Here is a 16,092-nt window from a genome sequence, read left to right as displayed (position 1 = left end):
CCAGGTGCTCGACCGCATCCAGCTGTCGCCGGAGATGGCCATCTCGCGCGCGAACGTCGAGTTGTCCCGCGATGAGCTGAGCAAGGCCAAGGCCGTGCTGCTGCCCACGGTCAGCCTGCGCCTGGACCGCCAGAGCGGCGCCTACAAGGACGATCGCATCGGCTTCGTGTTCCAGGCGGGGTTGCAAGGCGGACTGTCGGCCCTCTCAGGCGTGAACGCAGCCCGCTCCCGCATCGCGGCGGCGGAAGCCGCGGTCGCGGCCACGGAACAGGACCAGTGGAGCAACTACCAGCTGGAATACACCCGCTACGCCGCGGCGGTCGCCTCATTGCGCAACGCCGCGCTCACCGCCTCGACAGGCGACGAGGTGCTGGCGTCGTACCGGCGTCAGTTCTACGCCGGCAAGCGGGCGTGGCTGGACCTGCTGAACATGGTTCGCGAAGCCCACGCCACCCGGCAGGCGCAGGACGACGCCGCCATCGACGAACGCGCGGGCCTGTACCGCCTGACCCTGCTGCTCAACGACGGCCCGGCCCTCGACTGAGTACGCCGACGTCCGCCTCCTGCCGCGACTCCTCCTGCCCTTTGCCACACGCGAGCTCCCCATGATCTGGAATCCGTTCAAACGCGCGAAGGCGCCGACGTCGCCCCCTCGCTCGCCGTCGCCGCGTCGCTGGCCCATTGGATGCGGCTGAAGGGTCGCCCCGTTCCGGTCGATCTGGTGCGCCAGCGCCAGCTCGAGCTGGGGACGTCCGGCGAAGGTCTCCCTGCGGCAAGCCTCCTGGCGGCCTCGATCGACGAGCGGAGCCGGTTCGTCCTGCTCGACTCGCCGCAACTCGCGGCACTGCCGCTGCTGTGCCATCACGCCGAGCACGGCTGGCAGGTGATCACCGCCCGCACGCCCGAAGGACTCTGGACTTGCGCGGGACCAGATCAGGTTCGTCGCGACCTCGTGCTGGACAAACAGCCTTGCCTGCACGCGGTGATGGACACCGGGACCGATCCGGCGACGTCGCGCAGCGCGCGCGGCATGATGCTCGCGCAGATCCGCGGCCAGTGGCCGATCTTCGTGGAGGCGGCGGGTCTGTCGCTGGTGCTCTCGACGATCGGCATCGCCATCTCGTTTTTCTCGATGCAGGTCTACGACCGCGTCATCCCGAGCCAGGGCCATCAGACCCTGTGGGTCCTCACCCTGGGTGTCGGGTTGGCGGTGGTGATCGAGTTCCTGCTGAAGCTGGCGCGGGCGTCGCTCCTCGAGCCGAGGCTGAAGCAGCTGGATGTCGCCATCTCCAAGGCGCTGATGGCGCGACTGAACGCGGTCCGGATGGATCAGCGGCCCGGTTCCGTCGGTACGCTGGCTTCGCAGGTGCAGAGCTTCGAGTCGATCCGCGGCATCCTCTCGGCCAGCACGCTGTTCCTCCTGTTCGACATGCCGATGGCGTTGATCTTCGCCCTGGTGATCGCGGCGATCGGCGGATTCTGGATGGCGCTGCCCGCGGTGGTGCTCTTCGGCGTGACCGTGCTGACCGGCCTGCTGCGCGCCCGCCGCATCGCCCGCCTCACGGCGAGCAGCCAGTCCGGCGCAAATGCCAAGACCGGCCTGCTGGTCGAGACCATCGAAGGCACCGAGGCCATCAAGGGGCTCGGTGCCGGCTGGCGCTTCGAAGCCCGCTGGGCCGCGTTGTGCGAGGTGAGCGCCGCGCAGAGCCTGGACCTGAAGCATGAGAGCGACACGACCTCGTACCTGTCCGCCGCCCTGCAGCAGGCGAGCTATGTCGCCCTGATCTGTGTCGGCGCGGTGCTCGCCATCGACGGACACCTGACGCAGGGCGCCATCGTCGCCTGCTCGATCCTGTCCGGACGCGTGCTGTCACCGCTGGCCTCGATCCCGCCGCTGCTGGTGCAGCTGGGCAGCGCCCGGGCCTCCATGAAGGCACTCGATGCGATCTTCAGGCTGCAGGTGGACAACGAAGGCATCGCCCGCGCCATCGTCCCCCAGGTCCTGCACGGGGAACTGCGCTTCGAGGATGTCGAATTCGCCTATCCCGGCCAGAGGGAGTCGCTGCGCATCGGCAACCTGCGGTTCCGCCCCGGGGAAAAGGTCGCCATCCTGGGCGGCATCGGTGCCGGCAAGACCACGCTCCTGTCGCTCGCCTGCGGACTGACCCAACCGACCCGGGGCACGGTGTACCTGGACGGCGTCGACCAGCAGCAGATCCATGCCGGATGGCGCGCCACGCAGCTGGCCTACTGCCCGCAGCACGCCTGGCTGTTCTCCGGCACGCTGCGCGACAACCTCCTGTTCGGATTGCCCGACGTCGGCGACGACGCGCTGGTCGCGGCGTGTCAGAAGACCGGCCTCTGGCCGATGGTCGCCCAGCATCCGCTGGGCCTGGACCGCAGGCTCTCCGAAGGCGGTCGCGGCCTGTCGGGTGGGCAACGGCAACTCGTGGCACTGACGCGACTCGTCCTGGCCGATCGCGCGGTCTGGCTGCTCGACGAGCCGACCTCCGGCATGGACGACGGTCTGGAGCAGGCCACCGTCCGCTTGATGAAACAGATGCTCAAGCCAGAGGCGACGCTGCTGCTGGTGACTCATCGCCTGTCGATGCTGGCGCTGGTCGATCGCGTGATCGTTCTCGCGCCACAGGGTGTCCTGGTCCACGGTCCGCGGGACGAGGTACTGGCAAGACTGCAAGGCCGGCCGTCGCCGTCCGCGGGCGTCGCCTCGTGGTCTGCCTGAGCGGCCGCCTGCCTCACGATTTCAGATATTCAGGGATTCCCATGACAATGACCGAGAGTCTTCACAAGGGTCCGGCGCGGGTGCGCTGGACCGTCCTTGCCACGGTGGCGGCGTTGGGTGCCGGTGTGTGGTGGGCCTCGCAGGCGGAGATCGAGCAGGTCACTCGCGCCGGCGGCAAGGTCATGGCATCCTCCCGCACACAGGTGATCCAGGCGCCCGACGGAGGTGTGGTGGAAAAGCTCTTCGTGCACGAGGGAGACGCGGTCCGCAAGGGCGACCTGCTGGCCCAGCTCGACAACACCAAGGCCAGCGCCGCGCTGGCCGAGTCCAGCGAAAAGGCCGATGCGCTGAACGCGTCGCTGGCGCGTCTGCGGGCCGAAACGCTGGGGCGCCTTACCGCCCCGCCGGGACGGGCCCCTTCAACGAATTGCAGCGCAAGCTCTACGAGCGACGCCGGACGGCCCTGCAGGAAGAACTGGCGGTCCTGGAGAAGTCCGCCGATCTTGCGCGGCGAGAGGTGGAGCTCAACGCGCCGCTGCACCAGGCCGGCGACATCAGCGCGGCAGAGTTCCTGCGACTGCAGCGCACCGCCAACGAGGCGGCGGGACAGGTCACCTTGCGCCGCAACCGGTTCCTCCAGGACTCCCAGGCCGAGCTGGCCAAGACCGAAGAGGAACTCGCCAGCGTCCAGCAGATGTTGAACGACCGTCGCGGCAACCTGGAGCACACCCAACTGCGCGCGCCGGTCGACGGCGTCGTCAACCTGATCACGTTGACGACCGGCGGGGCAGTCCTGCGACCCGGCGACGAGATCATGCAGCTGCTGCCGACGGGCGACGACCTGATCATCGAAGCCCGGCTGCGGGCCGGGGACATCGGGTTCATCCGGTCCGGCATGCCGGCGGTGGTCAAGGTGGACGCCTTCGACTACAGCATCTACGGCGCCCTCGAAGGCCATGTGACCTACGTGAGTCCCGATGCCTTGACCGAGCGTACCCCGCAAGGTGAGCAGGCCTACTACCGCACCCACATCCGCATCAACGGCAAGCGTTTCAAGGGCGAGAAGGCGGATCGCATCGTGATCCAGCCCGGCATGACCGCAACGGCGGAAATCATCACCGGCCGCCACACAGTGTTGGACTACCTGCTCAAGCCCGTCAGGAAAACGGTCTCGGAATCGCTCGGCGAGCGCTGAACGCCCGGCGACCGCGTGACACCCGCACAAGTTCCATTCACGCCACCTCCTCGATCGCCATCGAACACCAGCAACAACAACTCCGAACTACAGGAGAACACCCATGATTACCGTCACCATCATCGAGGACGACGCCACCGTCCTGCAGCGCTTGATCGACGTCGTGTCGGCCAGCAGCGCCTGTCAGATCGTCGGCATCGGCCGCAATCGCGGGGAATCGGTCTCGGCGATCCTCGCCAATCGCGCCGACATCTACCTGGTCGACCTCGGCCTGCCGGATGTGGACGGCATCGATCTGATCAAGCTGATCAACGAGAAGTGCCCGGATGCGCACAGCATCGTGATCAGTACCTTCGGCGACGCCAAGCACGTGATGCGCAGCCTGCGATCGGGCGCCTCCGGCTACCTGCTGAAGGAGGAGATCCAGCCCAGCCTGATCGACAAGATCATTGCCACCCACAACGGCCATGCGCCCCTGAGTCCGGCCGTCTCCCGGCTGGTGCTCGACAAGCTGGAGAGCCTGGAGACCGGGGTGAAACCCAAGGTGGACAAAGCGCAGAAGTTGAAGGAGCTCGGTCTGGGACAACGCGAGTGGAGCGTGCTCAACCTGCTGATCGAAGGACTGCCGATCGTCGACATCGGCAGCCGTCTGTCGATCTCCCGTTTCACGGTGAATCAGCACCTGCGCTCGATCTATCGGAAGCTGAACGTCAACTCCCGGGCGATGGCGACCAGTGTTGCGCGGCTGCATGGACTGATCGACGACTGAACATGGCAACCGTCAACCAGGGAGACGGTCAGAACAAAGCCGCCCACCAGGGCGGCTTTTCCATTGAGGCCGGACATTCGAGTCTCAGGCAGCACTCCACGCGGTGCTGCCCCCCGATCCGGCATGGTGATGCGACGTGGCGTGGCCGCCTGGCGTCTGAAACACGGTGGCGGCGCTCGGCAATGGGAGCATGCGCAGCAACTGTTTGCAAAGCAGGAAGGAGACCTTCTCCATCGCCGCCGATGTACTGACAAGGCCTTCGCGGCGCACGCGCAATCGCTCATCGGCCAGTTCGCCGCGCAGCGCCTGCGCCAGTTCGCGTTCGCGGCCGTGGACGGCGGCAATGCTGAGTACCAGCAACCAGGCGACCAGGATCGCGCGCGGCAGCGACTCCAGCACATCGGCCAGCGACTCCGCGGTGGCGACACAATGGGGGACATGGATCGCCTGTACGCGCAGCAGCCGCGCGACCAATGCGGGATGGCGACCGGCCAGCAGCGCGAGCGATGCTGCGGAAGCACCCGAGCGGGCCATCAGCATCAGCCGTCCGACGACGCCGGCATCGCATCCAGGCAGCGCGGGCACCGCCAGCGTCGTGGGTCGGGCGATGCCATACCCCTGGAAATAGTCCGCGCCCGCACGAAGCGCCTGCTGGAAGGCATCGTCGTCTTCAATCTTCTCGGCGATGACCGACAGGCCGAGACAATGTGACTGGTCAACCAGCGCCTCCAGTTGCGCCGGATCAAGGCCGATGACATCGACCTTCGCGAACTGGACCCAGGGCGCGAGGGCCCATCGCGCATCGTCCACGCGGACGATGTCGTCCAGTGCAAACCGGTAGCCCCGGCCATGAAGCGCCCGGATCCGCTGCACGAGCGCGGCGTCCACGGCGATCGTTTCAAGCAGTTCGATCACGCCGACATCGGGGGTCAACGCCTCGGCGATCGGACTCATCAGCGTATCGCGGTCCATGTTGACCAGCAGATCGCCGATGGGACGCTCCGCGGCAGCCGGACCCGTCAGCAGTTCGCCATCGATCAGGGCGCTCGACAGGGCCGCGGCGGTCGCGTAGGCCCCCAGTTCCGGACGGACGCCACCGTCGGTGGCATTCCAGCGGAACAGCAGTTCCGTGGCCACGACCCGCCCGGTCCGATCGATGATCGGCTGCGTGGCATAGCGGACATGGCTGCCGAGGTGTTCGGCCTGCCAGTTCGATTGACGGGGGATTTCCGCACCATTGACGGCGGTGCGACCGGGTTCGGAGGAGCGGGACATGGGCACTTCGCGGCATGGGTGGCGAGGAGGTCTCCATGCTATGAATCCAGGGCGTTGGGCCGAATAGCACACGCGTGTCATCCGCGGACGGTGGATAGCAGTTATGAGAGGGGGCGACCGACTGCGATGGGGGAAAACGGCGGGTCCAACGCTTGCCCTCCCTCGTCGTCAGACGCGCGACCGCACCGGGAGTCCGGTGCGACGCGCGGGCCACTCATCCACCGGCCCCGGGCCGGGCCATCGCCGCGCAGGGATACTGTTCCCGAGGACGGTGGCATGCCGCCCGGGTCGTTGGGTTTTCTTACCCGGATCACAAGGAGAAGCAATATGCAGATGCGACACACCCGACTGGCTGCGGCCGCCCTGGCGATGGCCGTCCTGGCCGGCTGCGCGAACATGGACGACCGCCAGCGCGGCACCGCGGGCGGCGCCGCGATCGGCGCCGTGTCCGGCGCGGTCCTCAGTTCCGCGACCGGCGGGAAGGCGGGCACCGGCGCGTTGATCGGCGGCGCGCTCGGCGCGGTGGCCGGCAACGTCTGGTCGCGCCACATGGAGGACAAGCGCCGGGCGATGGAGCAGGCCACGCAGGGCACCGGTGTCGAGGTGACCCGCACCGCGGACAACCAGCTCAAGCTGGACGTGCCGAGCGACATCTCGTTCGCCACCAACAGCGCGGCGGTCGAGCCGCGCCTGCGCCCCGTGCTGGACGCGTTCGCGAACGGACTGAACAACAACCCGTCGCCGACCCTGGTCCGGGTCGTCGGCCACACCGACAACACCGGGTCCGATGCGATCAACGATCCGTTGTCGCTGCGCCGCGCGGAAAGCGTGCGGAGCTACCTGGCCGACCGGGGTGTCCGAAGCGACCGGATCGACGTCGCCGGCCGGGGCTCGCGTGAACCGCTGGTCTCCAACGACACGGCGGAGAGCCGTGCCAAGAACCGTCGCGTCGAGATCTTCCTGCGCGAACCGCAGCAAGGCTCGGGCGGTTGAGCGTTCCGACGCCCCAATGACAAAGGCGCCTGGCATCCAGGCGCCTTTTTCAATCACCCCGGATCAGGGTGCGGACTTGGCGGGTTCCGGTCCCATGTGCGGTCCCGTGCGGTGCAGCGCGCCGCCCTCGCCTTCCCAGGTCGTCATTTCCTCGGGTTTCGAGTGGCAGGTATTGTGCCGCTGCTCGAAGCGGCGGGCCTGCCATTGCCACAGTGCGTAGCCGGCCAGGCTCGACAGCGCGAGCGGGACGAGGCGTTTCATCAGCATGGTGTCGCTCCTCTTCGATCGGTCAGCGGGCCGGCGCGCTGGCCTTGGGTTGACGCGGCGGCGGCACATCGGGACCGGGGCGCATCGTCGCGCTGGGCGGCTCGGCCGGGGCCGACGGGATACCGGCAGCCGTCGGATTCTCCTGCACCATGCGGTCGATGCGGGTCAGGATGCCGCCGCTCTGCACGCTGCCATCGCGCGTGCCCTGCCCTCTGACCATCATGCGGCAGTCTTCCCGATCCTCCTCGGCGACGCGCTGACAGCGCAGCATCGCATTGTTGGCGAGGTCCTGCGCGCTCGCCGTTCTCAGCGTGCCCCGCTGCGCCTCCTGGCGAGCCGCACCCGCCTCCTTCAGGCAGGCAGCGCGGGCCTGGCCGGTCTTGCCGGCGATGCAGTTGGCACGTTCCTGCTCATAGGTTGCCTGGATGTCGGACTTGGTCGACGCGCCCGCCGCGAAGGCCGGCGTGGTCACCATCATGATGGCCGACAGCACGGCGCCAGCGGTGATCCACGTGGCGGCGGAGGGGGACGTGAAGGTCTTGTTGAGCTTGATCATCTGGATTCCTTTCCAGCGCCTGGCGCCGAGGTCGGAAGACGGGACGGGAGGATGAAGCAAGGCTAGGCCCGGGCGCGGCCGCCGTCTGTCGTACCGCGCCGGAGCCGGCTGTAGGACGAGTCCGGCATCGCCCTCGGCGGTGGCTCGACGGCGCCCGGGCGGCGGCGTCCTGTCCTACACCCGGACGTGGACCCTGCTGATCCTTCCGGCCCCCTCTCGCTTCTACAGTGAGCCCAAGCGCCGCGCCGCGGCCGACAGCACGAAAGGACATCGTCATGTTGAAGTGGGCCCTGATCTTTGCCGTGATCTCGCTGGTCGCGGGCGTCCTCGGCTTCACCGGTCTCGCCGCGGGCGCGGCCGGCATCGCCAAGATCCTCTTCGGGATCTTCCTGGTCATCTTCCTGGTGCTGCTGCTGCTCGGCATCACCGGCTTCAACGCGCTGCGAAAGTGACCGTCACCGTTTCCTGAACCCAGAGGAGCCAGCCCATGAACGCCCCCGAACACAAGCACCTGCAGCTTGACGAGACGGCATTGCAACGCGCTCGCCAGCACCTCGACGAAGGTCCCGTCACGCCCAGCTACGGCCCGTGGCGCGAGGATGTGATCCGTCTGCTCAACGACGCGCTCGCCACCGAGCTGGTCTGCGTGCTGCGCTACAAGCGCCACTACTTCACCGCGCACGGTCTGAACTCGCCGCGCATCGCCGAGGAGTTCCTCGAGCACGCCACGCAGGAGGCGGTCCACGCGGATCGCATCGCCGAACGCATCGTGCAGCTCGGCGGCGATCCGGACTTCAAGCCGGACTCGCTGACCCAGCGCAGCCACGCCGAGTACGACGAGTCCAAGGACCTGAAGGCGATGCTGCGGTCGAACCTGATCGCCGAGCGCATCGCCGTGGAGGCCTACCGCCAGATGATCCAGCTCATCGGCGACAAGGATCCGACCACGCGCCGCATCCTCGAGGAAGTCCTCGCGGAAGAGGAAGAGCATGCCGACGATCTCGCCGACCTGCTGAGGGACTGAGCCCATGCGCCGACGCGTCGCCGCCCTGCTCTTCGCGCTCGGCGCGAGCGTCGGTCTCGTGGCCTGCGGCACGCCGCGCGCGCCGGTCAACGGCCGCGTCCCGGATCCGCCGTCGGCCGCGCCGACCTTGACCCGCGTCGCGTCGCAGGTCGATGTCACCGGCCCTCGCGGCCCGATGAACCAGGCCAGCCGCGAACAGGCGCTGCAAGCCGCGGCCGCGCAGGGCAAATCCGACCTGCTCAAGCGCCAGATCGCCGCGATGTCGGCGTTCGGGGATGTCGACCTCTATGCGGGCAACGATGCGCAGCTGCTCGTGGACGGCCCGGCCACCTTCGCCGCGATGTTCGCGGCCATCGAGAAGGCACGCCGCCAGATCGTCCTGGAGAGCTACATCATCGAGGACGCCGACGTCTCGCGTCAGCTCGCCGACCTGCTGGTGAAGCGTCGCGCGGACGGCCTCGACGTGGCGGTCCTCTACGACGGTGTCGGATCGCTGGGCACCGAGGAGGCCTACTTCGACCGCCTGCGCCAGGGCGGCATCGCCGTCTGCGCCTTCAATCCGGTCAACCCGCTGAAGCAGCGGACGAGGTATCACAAGATCACGCAGCGCGACCATCGCAAGATGCTGGTCGTCGACGGAGAGACCGGCTTCACCGGGGGCATCAACATCAGCGCGGTGTACTCGTCGGGATCCGGCGGCTTCGGCAGTCGCGGGCCGTCGAAGGCGCCGAAGCCGAAGGCCGCTTCCAGCGAAGCCGGCGGCGGCAAGCCCGGCGACAAGGCCGACGACAAGGCCGACGAGAACGGCTGGCGCGACACGATGGTCCAGGTGCGCGGTCCGGCGACGCAGAAGCTGCACACGCTGTTCCGCGAGGTGTGGTCGCAACAGCACTGTGAAGGCACCGTCGCTGCGATCGCGCCTCCCCCGGTCCGCCCCCTGGCCAGCAGTTGATGCGGGTCGTCCCATCGACGCCGCAGGACACCGAGAACCGCATCTACACGTTGCTGCTGGGCAGCATCCGGGCCGCGCAGCGCAGCGTCTACCTGACGATGGCGTATTTCGCGCCGGGCCAGGACATGGTCGATGCCTTGTCCGAGGCCGCGCAGCGCGGTGTCGACGTCCAGCTGATCCTGCCCTCGCAAAGCGACTTCGGCCCGGTGATGCAGGCGGGCCGCAGCCATTACGAACGCATGCTGAAGGCCGGCGTGAAGATCCATGAACTCCAGGACGCCGTCCTGCATGCGAAGACCGCCGTCATCGACGGTGTCGTCTCGACGGTCGGCTCCAGCAACATGGACTGGCGCAGCTTCGTGCACAACAACGAGGTGAACGCGGTCGTGCTGGGCGAGGACTTCGGCGGCGCGATGACGCGGATGTTCGAACGCGACCGCGCCGCGTCCAAGACGATCGAGTTGCAGCGCTGGCAGGACCGCGGGCTGTGGCAGCGGAGCAAGGAATACTTTTCCAGGATGTTTGAACAATGGTGGTGAACAACGCGCCCTCTTCCGCCCCGGCCAGCGCGCCGGCCCCGCGACGACGTGGCCCGCACGGCTGGGTCATGGGCCTGCTCGTCCTGCTGGCGCTGCTGCTGATCACCGTCGGCATCTGCGAATGGCTGGGCTGGCCCTTCCTGCGCCGGCCGGCGGAGCAGTGGCTGAGCCAGAAGCTCGACCGGCAGGTGCGCTTCGACGGCGACGAGGACAATGCCGCCTGGCAGCTCCGCCTGATCGGCCACCTGCGGCTGCGCTCGCACAGTCTCACGATCGCCGGCCCCAGCTGGAGCACCCTGGGCGGCCCGATGGTGCAGGCGCAGGACGCCGCGCTGACGCTGCGCTATTCGGACCTGCTCGCCCTGCGCCACGAGGGTCAGGCCTTGCTGGTGAAGGCCTTGCGCGCGGGTGAACTGACCGTGCGGCTGGAGCGCGACGTCGAAGGCCGCGCGAGCTGGCAATTCGGAAAGCAGCCTTCCAGCGACACGCAGGTGCGCAAGCGCCCCAACATCGACGGTATCCGTTTCGACCTGCTGGAAGTGAGCCAGGGCACGGTGCTGGTGGACGACAAGATCCAGCAGCTCTCGCTGCTGGGCCGCTTCGCGCTGCGCGAGACCTGGGTCACGCCGGAGGAGGCCGCGTCGGCGGTCCGCTCCGGCCGTGCCGCGTCGAGCACGGTGACCGAGCAGCGCGCGCCCACGGCGGCGGCGCGGGTGGCCAGCGCGGCCGCATCGGGCACCCGCCTCGCCGTGGACTTCGGCGAGCGCGTGGCGGGCAAGCCCAAGGGCGCGTCGGCAGCCGCCGGCGAACCCGGCCCCGGCGAAGGCGGCCGCTACGGCATGACCGCCAGCGCGGAGGGCCACTACCGCGACCTGCCGATCAAGGCGACGCTGCAGACCGGCTCCGCCCTCCCCTGGCTGTCCTCGGACCCCAATGCGCCGGCCGTGCCGGTCACCCTGCGCGGCAACATCGGCAAGGCCAGGCTGAGTTTCGACGGCCAGGTCCGCGACCTGCTGGTGAGCCAGGGGCTGTCCGGCGAGTACACGCTGGCGGGCCCGTCGCTGGCCGCCGTCGGCGAGCCGCTCGGTGTCACGCTGCCGACCACGCCGGCCTTCGCGATGCAGGGCAAGCTGACGCGCGACGGCTCGCGCTGGACCACGGCGGTCAGCAAGGCCACGATCGGCAAGAGCCACCTGAGCGGGGAGTTCCAGTACGACAAGCCTGCGAACAGCGTGCCGACGCTGACCGGCGAGTTGCGGGGCCGTGAACTCTGGCTGGCGGACCTGGGTCCGGCGGTCGGTGTCCCGGCCGAACCGGGCGCGCCCAAGGCGAAGAAGGCGCCCTCGCGCGTGCTGCCGGACAAGCAGTTCGACCTGCCCTCGCTGCGGGCGATGAACGCCAACGTCAACGTGAAGCTGGCGCGCTTCGAATCGGGCACCGCGATCCTGCAGGCGGCCGAACCGCTGAACGCCCACATCGTGCTGCAGGACGGCGTGCTGGAGCTGCGCGACATCGACGCGCGGGTGGCGCGCGGTCAGGTGGCGGGCAACATGAAGCTGGACGGCCGCGAGCCGCTGGCCAAGTGGCAGGCGCGCCTCCGCGTCGGCGGCGTGCACCTGGAGCAATGGCTGAACCTGGAGCGCAAGAACGGCCAGCGCTGGGTCACCGGGCTGATGGGCGGACGCATCGCGCTGGATGGCGAGGGCAAGTCGACGGCCGACCTGCTGGCCAGCGCGGACGGCCGCATGGTCCTGTACTGGACCGACGGGACGATCTCCCACCTGATCGTGGAAGCCGCAGGCATCGACATCGCGCAGGGCCTGGGCATGCTGGTGCGGGGCGACGAGCCGCTGCAGGTGTACTGCGGCGTCGCCGATCTGCAGGTCAAGGACGGGGTCGTGACGCCCAAGCCCATGGTCATCGACACGAAGGACTCGGTGGTGCTGGTGGACGGCGGCATGTCGCTGGCGACCGAGCGGCTGGCATTGACGGCCAAGGTCGACCCCAAGGACAAGAGCCCGCTGACACTGCGCACGCCATTGAACATCCAGGGGACATTGGGCGACCCGCAACTCAGCCTGCAGAAGGCGCCGCTGCTGCGCAAGCTGGTCCCGGCGGCGGTGCTGGGCGTGGCGGTGGCGCCGCTGGCGGCGATCGTGCCGCTGATCGACCTGGGCGAGGACGCCGATCCGGAGAGCATGAAGGCGCTGTCTGAATGCAACGCGCGGCTGGCGCCGACATCGAAGCGGGGCTCGGGATCGTGATAATGGGCGCCTCGCTCACGCCCATACCCATGTCCACCGTTCCCGTCACCGCACCGACGCCCGGCACGCTGAACTGTTTCCTGGTCGAGGACAGCCCGCTGATCCGGGAGAACCTTGTCGCGACGCTGCAGGAGATGCTCGACCTCGACGTCGTCGGCATGGCCGAGGACGAGGCCGGCGCGCTGCGCTGGCTGCATGACGAGGCGGTCCCCTGCGATATCCTGATCATCGACCTGTTCCTGAAGCGCGGCTCGGGCATGTCGCTGCTGCCCAAGGCCCGGCTGCTGCAGCCCGAGGCCAAGCTCATCGTGCTGACCAACTACGCCACGGCCGACATGCGGCAACGCTGCGAGGGGCTGGGCGCCGACAAGGTCTTCGACAAGTCCAGCGAACTGGACGAGCTGATCGCGTACTGCCTGGAACTGGCGTCGTCGAAGGCTTGACGCCCGCCGGTCCGGGTCCACTGCGGCATCAGGTCCAGGATCAGGCAGGCACAACAAAGGGGTCCCGAGGGACCCCTTTCGTTGCCGGGCGATGCGCGTCGCCTCGATCCGCGATCGCCGTCAGTGCGCCCCGCCCGCATCCACCGGCGCGCCCATCTTCGGCGGCCGCTTGGTCAGCCAGACGAAGGCGATCAACACGACGAACAGCACGGCTGAGGCCAGGAAGATGTCGTCCGCCGCGCGCGTGAACGCCTGCTGGTCGACCAGCCGATTGATATACGCGAGCGCCTGGTCGTGGCTGAAGCCTTGTCGCTGCAGCGTGTCCAGGGCCGCCGTCTCCGCCGGGTCGCCCAGCGCGAGCCGCTCCGCCAGGTGATGGTGGTGCAGCGCCGCGCGGTTCTCCCACAGCGTCGTGGAGATCGACGTCCCCATCGCGCCCGCCGTGATCCGCACGAAGTTCGACAGGCCCGCCGCCGCGGCGATCCGGTCCGGCGTGATGCCCGACAGGGTCAGCGTCGTCAGCGGGATGAAGAAGAAGGCCAGCGCGCCGCCCTGCAGGATCGTCGGGATCATGATGGTGCCGAGGTCCGTGTCCGTCGTGAACAGCGAACGCATCCACAGCACGATCGCGAACATCACGAAGGCGAAGCTCGCCATCATCCGCGGATCCCAGACCGAGACCTTCTTCCCCACCACCGGTGAGAGCAGGATGGCCAGCACCCCCACCGGCGCCAGCGCGAAGCCCGCGGCCGTCGCGGTGTAGCCCATGTGCTGCTGCAGCCACAGCGGCAGCAGCACCACGTTGCCGAAGAACAGCCCGTAGGCGATCGACAGCACCGAGGCGCCGAACAGGAAGTTCCGCCGCCCGAAGAGGCGCAGGTCCACCACCGGATGGTCGTTGGTCAGCTCCCAGACGATGAACACCGCCAGGCCCACGACCGCGACCACGGCCAGCGCGATGATCTGGTTCGACTCGAACCAGTCCAGCTCCTTGCCCTTGTCGAGCATCACCTGCAGCGAGCCCACCCACAGCACCAGCAGCGACAGCCCGACGGTGTCGATCGGCAGCTTCTTGGTCGGCGTCTCGCGGGTGCGGTAGATGCTCCACGTCAGGCCGGCCGCGAACAGGCCCACCGGCACGTTGATGTAGAAGATCCACGGCCAGGTCACGTTGTCGGTGATCCAGCCGCCCAGCAGCGGCCCGACCACCGGCGCGACCAGCGTCGTCATGCCCCATAACGCGAGCGCCGTGCCCGCCTTGTGCTTGGGATAACTCGACAGCAGCAGCGTCTGCGACAGCGGGATCATCGGGCCCGCGACGAGGCCCTGGAACACGCGCGCGACGACCAGCATCTCCAGCGAGTGCGCGAAGCCGCACAGCCACGACGCCAGCACGAACAGCAGCACGCTGGTCGTGAACAGCCGCACCGCGCCGAAGCGCTGCGTCAGCCAGCCGGTCAGCGGGACCGAGATCGCGTTGGCGACGCCGAAGCTCGTGATGACCCAGGTGCCCTGGACCGGGCTGACGCCGAGGTCGCCGGCGATCGCGGGCAGCGACACGTTCGCGATGGACGAGTCCAGCACGTTCATGAAGGTCGCCAGCGACAGCGAGATGGTGCCCAGCACCAGCGCGGTGCCGGTCAGCGGCGCGGGGCCGCCGGGCGGCCCTGCGGGCGCCGGGGGCGCGGCGGGCCCGGGGGCCGCCGGCGCGCCGGGCGCGGTGGGAGTGGAATCGCTCATTGCACGCGGTTCGTGTTCGCCTTGACCGCGGCCTTGCCGAGGTTGGTCGCGATGATCTTGTTCACCTGCTCGTCGGCCGCCTTCTCCTGGACGTCGAAGATCGCCGTCTGCAGACGCGGCGCGCTGGCGCCGGTCGCGGCGGCCAGCATGGCGCCGCCCTGCTCACGGATGTCGACCTGCACGTCCATCGACAGGCCCACGCGCAGCGGGTGTTCCTGCACTTCCTTGGGGTCCAGCGCGATGCGCACCGGCACGCGCTGCACGACCTTGATCCAGTTGCCGGTGGCGTTCTGCGCCGGCAGCAGCGCGAAGGCCGCGCCCGTGCCCGCGCCCAGGCCCTGCACCGTGCCGTGGTACTCGGTCTTCTTGCCGTAGACGTCCGCTTCCAGCGTCGCCTTCTGGCCGATGCGCAGCTTGGCCAGCTGGCTTTCCTTGAAGTTGGCGTCGACCCAGACCTGCTGCAGCCCGACCACCGCCATCAGCGGCGCGCCGGCGGCGACGCGCTGGCCCAGCTGCACCGAGCGGCGCGCGACCCAGCCGTCCACCGGCGCGATCAGCTCGGCGCGCTGCAGCGCCAGGTAGCTCTCGCGCAGGCGCGCGGCCGCGCGCAGGACGTTCGGATGTTCCTCGACCTTGACGCCGTCGGTCAGCACCTGGTTGGAGGCCAGCTGATCCTTCGCGGCCTGCAGCGCCGATTGCGCGGCGGCGGCCTGGGCGCGGGCCGAGGTCAGTTGCGACTGCGCGTGTTCCAGCTCTTCCTTGCCGACGGCGCCGGTGGCGACCAGCGGCTGGCGGCGGGTGACGTCGGATTGCAGACGCTCCAGGTCGACGCTGACGCGCTTCAGGTCGGCCTCGCGGACCTTGACCTGGGCTTCGAAGCCGCTGTTGTTCGCATACAGCGTACGGACCTCGCGGACCGTCTGCGCCAGCTGCGCCTGGGCCTGTTCCAGCGCGACGCGGGCGTCGACCGGGTCCAGGCTCACCAGCTTCTGGCCGGCCTTCACGAAGTCGGTGTCGTCGGCGTAGACCGCGCGCACCGTGCCGCCGACCAGCGGCGTGATCTGCACGACGTTGGCCTGCACGTAGGCGTTGTCGGTGGACTCGTAGCGGCTGCCGACGATCCATTCGTAGGCGACGTAGCCCAGGCCGGCCACGATGACGACGGCGGCGATGGCCGTCAGGCCCTTCTTACGGGTGCCGTTCTTGGCGGGAGCTTGCGTGTTGTTCGGGGGCGTTGCGCTCATGGTGTGCTCTTCGGGATTCTTGTGATTCGGGAGCGCCTGCGGCGTGGCGGCCGGCGCGTCAATTCGGAGTCGATGCCTGTCGGAGGTC

Annotated in this window: 16 protein-coding genes and 1 pseudogene; 12 read left to right on the top strand and 5 right to left on the bottom strand. The window is 68.7% G+C overall.

Annotation, left to right across the window (positions count from 1 at the left end; all coding sequences use genetic code 11):
- Positions 1-4 precede the first annotated feature (4 nt).
- The 5 genes and pseudogenes from ACQ859_RS17260 to ACQ859_RS17240 all read left to right on the top strand — a co-directional run bounded on the left by ACQ859_RS17260 (position 5) and on the right by ACQ859_RS17240 (position 4,707).
- A complete protein-coding gene (locus ACQ859_RS17260; RefSeq protein ID WP_431266580.1) occupies positions 5-544 on the top strand; it encodes a TolC family protein in 540 nt (179 codons plus the stop codon).
- Positions 545-685: 141 nt separating this feature from the next.
- Positions 686-2,743 (top strand): ATP-binding cassette domain-containing protein, encoded by a 2,058-nt coding sequence (locus ACQ859_RS17255; RefSeq protein WP_431261943.1) that lies wholly within the window; start codon positions 686-688, stop codon positions 2,741-2,743.
- A 41-nt stretch (positions 2,744-2,784) separates the two neighbouring features.
- A pseudogene (locus ACQ859_RS17250) lies at positions 2,785-3,054 on the top strand (biotin/lipoyl-binding protein); the annotation flags it as partial.
- A 116-nt stretch (positions 3,055-3,170) separates the two neighbouring features.
- A complete protein-coding gene (locus ACQ859_RS17245) occupies positions 3,171-3,938 on the top strand; it encodes an HlyD family type I secretion periplasmic adaptor subunit (protein ID WP_431261942.1) in 768 nt (255 codons plus the stop codon).
- 103 nt (positions 3,939-4,041) lie between these two features.
- On the top strand, positions 4,042-4,707 hold the full coding sequence (locus ACQ859_RS17240; protein ID WP_431257481.1) for a response regulator: 666 nt from the start codon (positions 4,042-4,044) through the stop codon (positions 4,705-4,707).
- Positions 4,708-4,791: 84 nt separating this feature from the next.
- On the opposite strand, the gene ACQ859_RS17235 is transcribed toward ACQ859_RS17240, so the two are convergent.
- A complete protein-coding gene (locus ACQ859_RS17235) occupies positions 4,792-5,982 on the bottom strand; it encodes a hypothetical protein (RefSeq protein WP_431261941.1) in 1,191 nt (396 codons plus the stop codon).
- Between the two features lie 333 nt (positions 5,983-6,315).
- Between ACQ859_RS17235 and ACQ859_RS17230 the strand changes: the two genes are divergently transcribed.
- Positions 6,316-6,975 carry an OmpA family protein gene (locus ACQ859_RS17230; protein WP_431261940.1) on the top strand — a complete coding sequence of 220 codons (660 nt, stop codon included), beginning with the start codon at positions 6,316-6,318 and terminating at the stop codon, positions 6,973-6,975.
- A 63-nt stretch (positions 6,976-7,038) separates the two neighbouring features.
- Here ACQ859_RS17230 and ACQ859_RS17225 read toward each other — a convergent pair whose 3' ends face one another.
- A complete protein-coding gene (locus ACQ859_RS17225; RefSeq protein ID WP_431261939.1) occupies positions 7,039-7,242 on the bottom strand; it encodes a hypothetical protein in 204 nt (67 codons plus the stop codon).
- 22 nt (positions 7,243-7,264) lie between these two features.
- Complete coding sequence (locus ACQ859_RS17220) at positions 7,265-7,798, bottom strand: hypothetical protein (RefSeq protein WP_431261938.1); 534 nt, start codon at positions 7,796-7,798, stop codon at positions 7,265-7,267.
- Positions 7,799-8,073: 275 nt separating this feature from the next.
- On the opposite strand from ACQ859_RS17220, the gene ACQ859_RS17215 reads away from it, so the two are divergent.
- The 6 genes from ACQ859_RS17215 to ACQ859_RS17190 are packed head-to-tail and all read left to right on the top strand — an operon-like array spanning position 8,074 to position 13,020.
- Positions 8,074-8,250 carry a DUF1328 family protein gene (locus tag ACQ859_RS17215; RefSeq protein WP_431261937.1) on the top strand — a complete coding sequence of 59 codons (177 nt, stop codon included), beginning with the start codon at positions 8,074-8,076 and terminating at the stop codon, positions 8,248-8,250.
- Positions 8,251-8,285: 35 nt separating this feature from the next.
- Positions 8,286-8,822, top strand: coding sequence for a ferritin-like domain-containing protein (locus ACQ859_RS17210; RefSeq protein WP_431257485.1), 537 nt, complete (start codon positions 8,286-8,288; stop codon positions 8,820-8,822).
- A 4-nt stretch (positions 8,823-8,826) separates the two neighbouring features.
- A complete protein-coding gene (locus tag ACQ859_RS17205; protein ID WP_431261936.1) occupies positions 8,827-9,774 on the top strand; it encodes a phospholipase D-like domain-containing protein in 948 nt (315 codons plus the stop codon).
- Entirely contained in the window at positions 9,774-10,313 is a 540-nt protein-coding gene (locus ACQ859_RS17200; RefSeq protein WP_431261935.1) for a phospholipase D-like domain-containing protein, read from the top strand. Before ACQ859_RS17205 ends, ACQ859_RS17200 begins: the two co-directional genes overlap by 1 nt.
- On the top strand, positions 10,304-12,577 hold the full coding sequence (locus ACQ859_RS17195; RefSeq protein WP_431261934.1) for an AsmA family protein: 2,274 nt from the start codon (positions 10,304-10,306) through the stop codon (positions 12,575-12,577). The genes ACQ859_RS17200 and ACQ859_RS17195 overlap by 10 nt, the downstream gene beginning before the upstream one ends.
- Before the next feature lie 29 nt (positions 12,578-12,606).
- Complete coding sequence (locus ACQ859_RS17190; protein ID WP_431261933.1) at positions 12,607-13,020, top strand: response regulator; 414 nt, start codon at positions 12,607-12,609, stop codon at positions 13,018-13,020.
- Positions 13,021-13,140: 120 nt separating this feature from the next.
- Here ACQ859_RS17190 and ACQ859_RS17185 read toward each other — a convergent pair whose 3' ends face one another.
- Both ACQ859_RS17185 and ACQ859_RS17180 read right to left on the bottom strand, forming a co-directional pair.
- The gene (locus ACQ859_RS17185) at positions 13,141-14,760 is read right to left on the bottom strand and encodes a DHA2 family efflux MFS transporter permease subunit (RefSeq protein ID WP_431261932.1); all 1,620 of its coding nucleotides are present in this window, start codon (positions 14,758-14,760) and stop codon (positions 13,141-13,143) included.
- Positions 14,757-16,004, bottom strand: coding sequence for an efflux RND transporter periplasmic adaptor subunit (locus ACQ859_RS17180; protein WP_431261931.1), 1,248 nt, complete (start codon positions 16,002-16,004; stop codon positions 14,757-14,759). Before ACQ859_RS17180 ends, ACQ859_RS17185 begins: the two co-directional genes overlap by 4 nt.
- Positions 16,005-16,092 lie beyond the last annotated feature (88 nt).

Source organism: Roseateles chitinivorans (assembly GCF_050632235.1).
Classification (GTDB): Bacteria; Pseudomonadota; Gammaproteobacteria; order Burkholderiales; family Burkholderiaceae_C; genus Roseateles; species Roseateles chitinivorans_A.
This window is presented reverse-complemented; position numbering and strand designations above follow the sequence as displayed.

Bases quoted from the DNA above. Each gene is read 5' to 3' on its own strand.
- ACQ859_RS17180 (WP_431261931.1), bottom strand. From the start codon at position 16,004: ATGAGCGCAACGCCCCCGAACAACACGCAAGCTCCCGCCAAGAACGGC.
- ACQ859_RS17185 (WP_431261932.1), bottom strand. From the start codon at position 14,760: ATGAGCGATTCCACTCCCACCGCGCCCGGCGCGCCGGCGGCCCCCGGG.
- ACQ859_RS17190 (WP_431261933.1), top strand. From the start codon at position 12,607: ATGTCCACCGTTCCCGTCACCGCACCGACGCCCGGCACGCTGAACTGT.
- ACQ859_RS17195 (WP_431261934.1), top strand. From the start codon at position 10,304: ATGGTGGTGAACAACGCGCCCTCTTCCGCCCCGGCCAGCGCGCCGGCC.
- ACQ859_RS17235 (WP_431261941.1), bottom strand. From the start codon at position 5,982: ATGTCCCGCTCCTCCGAACCCGGTCGCACCGCCGTCAATGGTGCGGAA.
- ACQ859_RS17200 (WP_431261935.1), top strand. From the start codon at position 9,774: ATGCGGGTCGTCCCATCGACGCCGCAGGACACCGAGAACCGCATCTAC.
- ACQ859_RS17220 (WP_431261938.1), bottom strand. From the start codon at position 7,798: ATGATCAAGCTCAACAAGACCTTCACGTCCCCCTCCGCCGCCACGTGG.
- ACQ859_RS17225 (WP_431261939.1), bottom strand. From the start codon at position 7,242: ATGCTGATGAAACGCCTCGTCCCGCTCGCGCTGTCGAGCCTGGCCGGC.
- ACQ859_RS17205 (WP_431261936.1), top strand. From the start codon at position 8,827: ATGCGCCGACGCGTCGCCGCCCTGCTCTTCGCGCTCGGCGCGAGCGTC.
- ACQ859_RS17230 (WP_431261940.1), top strand. From the start codon at position 6,316: ATGCGACACACCCGACTGGCTGCGGCCGCCCTGGCGATGGCCGTCCTG.
- ACQ859_RS17255 (WP_431261943.1), top strand. From the start codon at position 686: ATGCGGCTGAAGGGTCGCCCCGTTCCGGTCGATCTGGTGCGCCAGCGC.
- ACQ859_RS17240 (WP_431257481.1), top strand. From the start codon at position 4,042: ATGATTACCGTCACCATCATCGAGGACGACGCCACCGTCCTGCAGCGC.
- ACQ859_RS17215 (WP_431261937.1), top strand. From the start codon at position 8,074: ATGTTGAAGTGGGCCCTGATCTTTGCCGTGATCTCGCTGGTCGCGGGC.
- ACQ859_RS17210 (WP_431257485.1), top strand. From the start codon at position 8,286: ATGAACGCCCCCGAACACAAGCACCTGCAGCTTGACGAGACGGCATTG.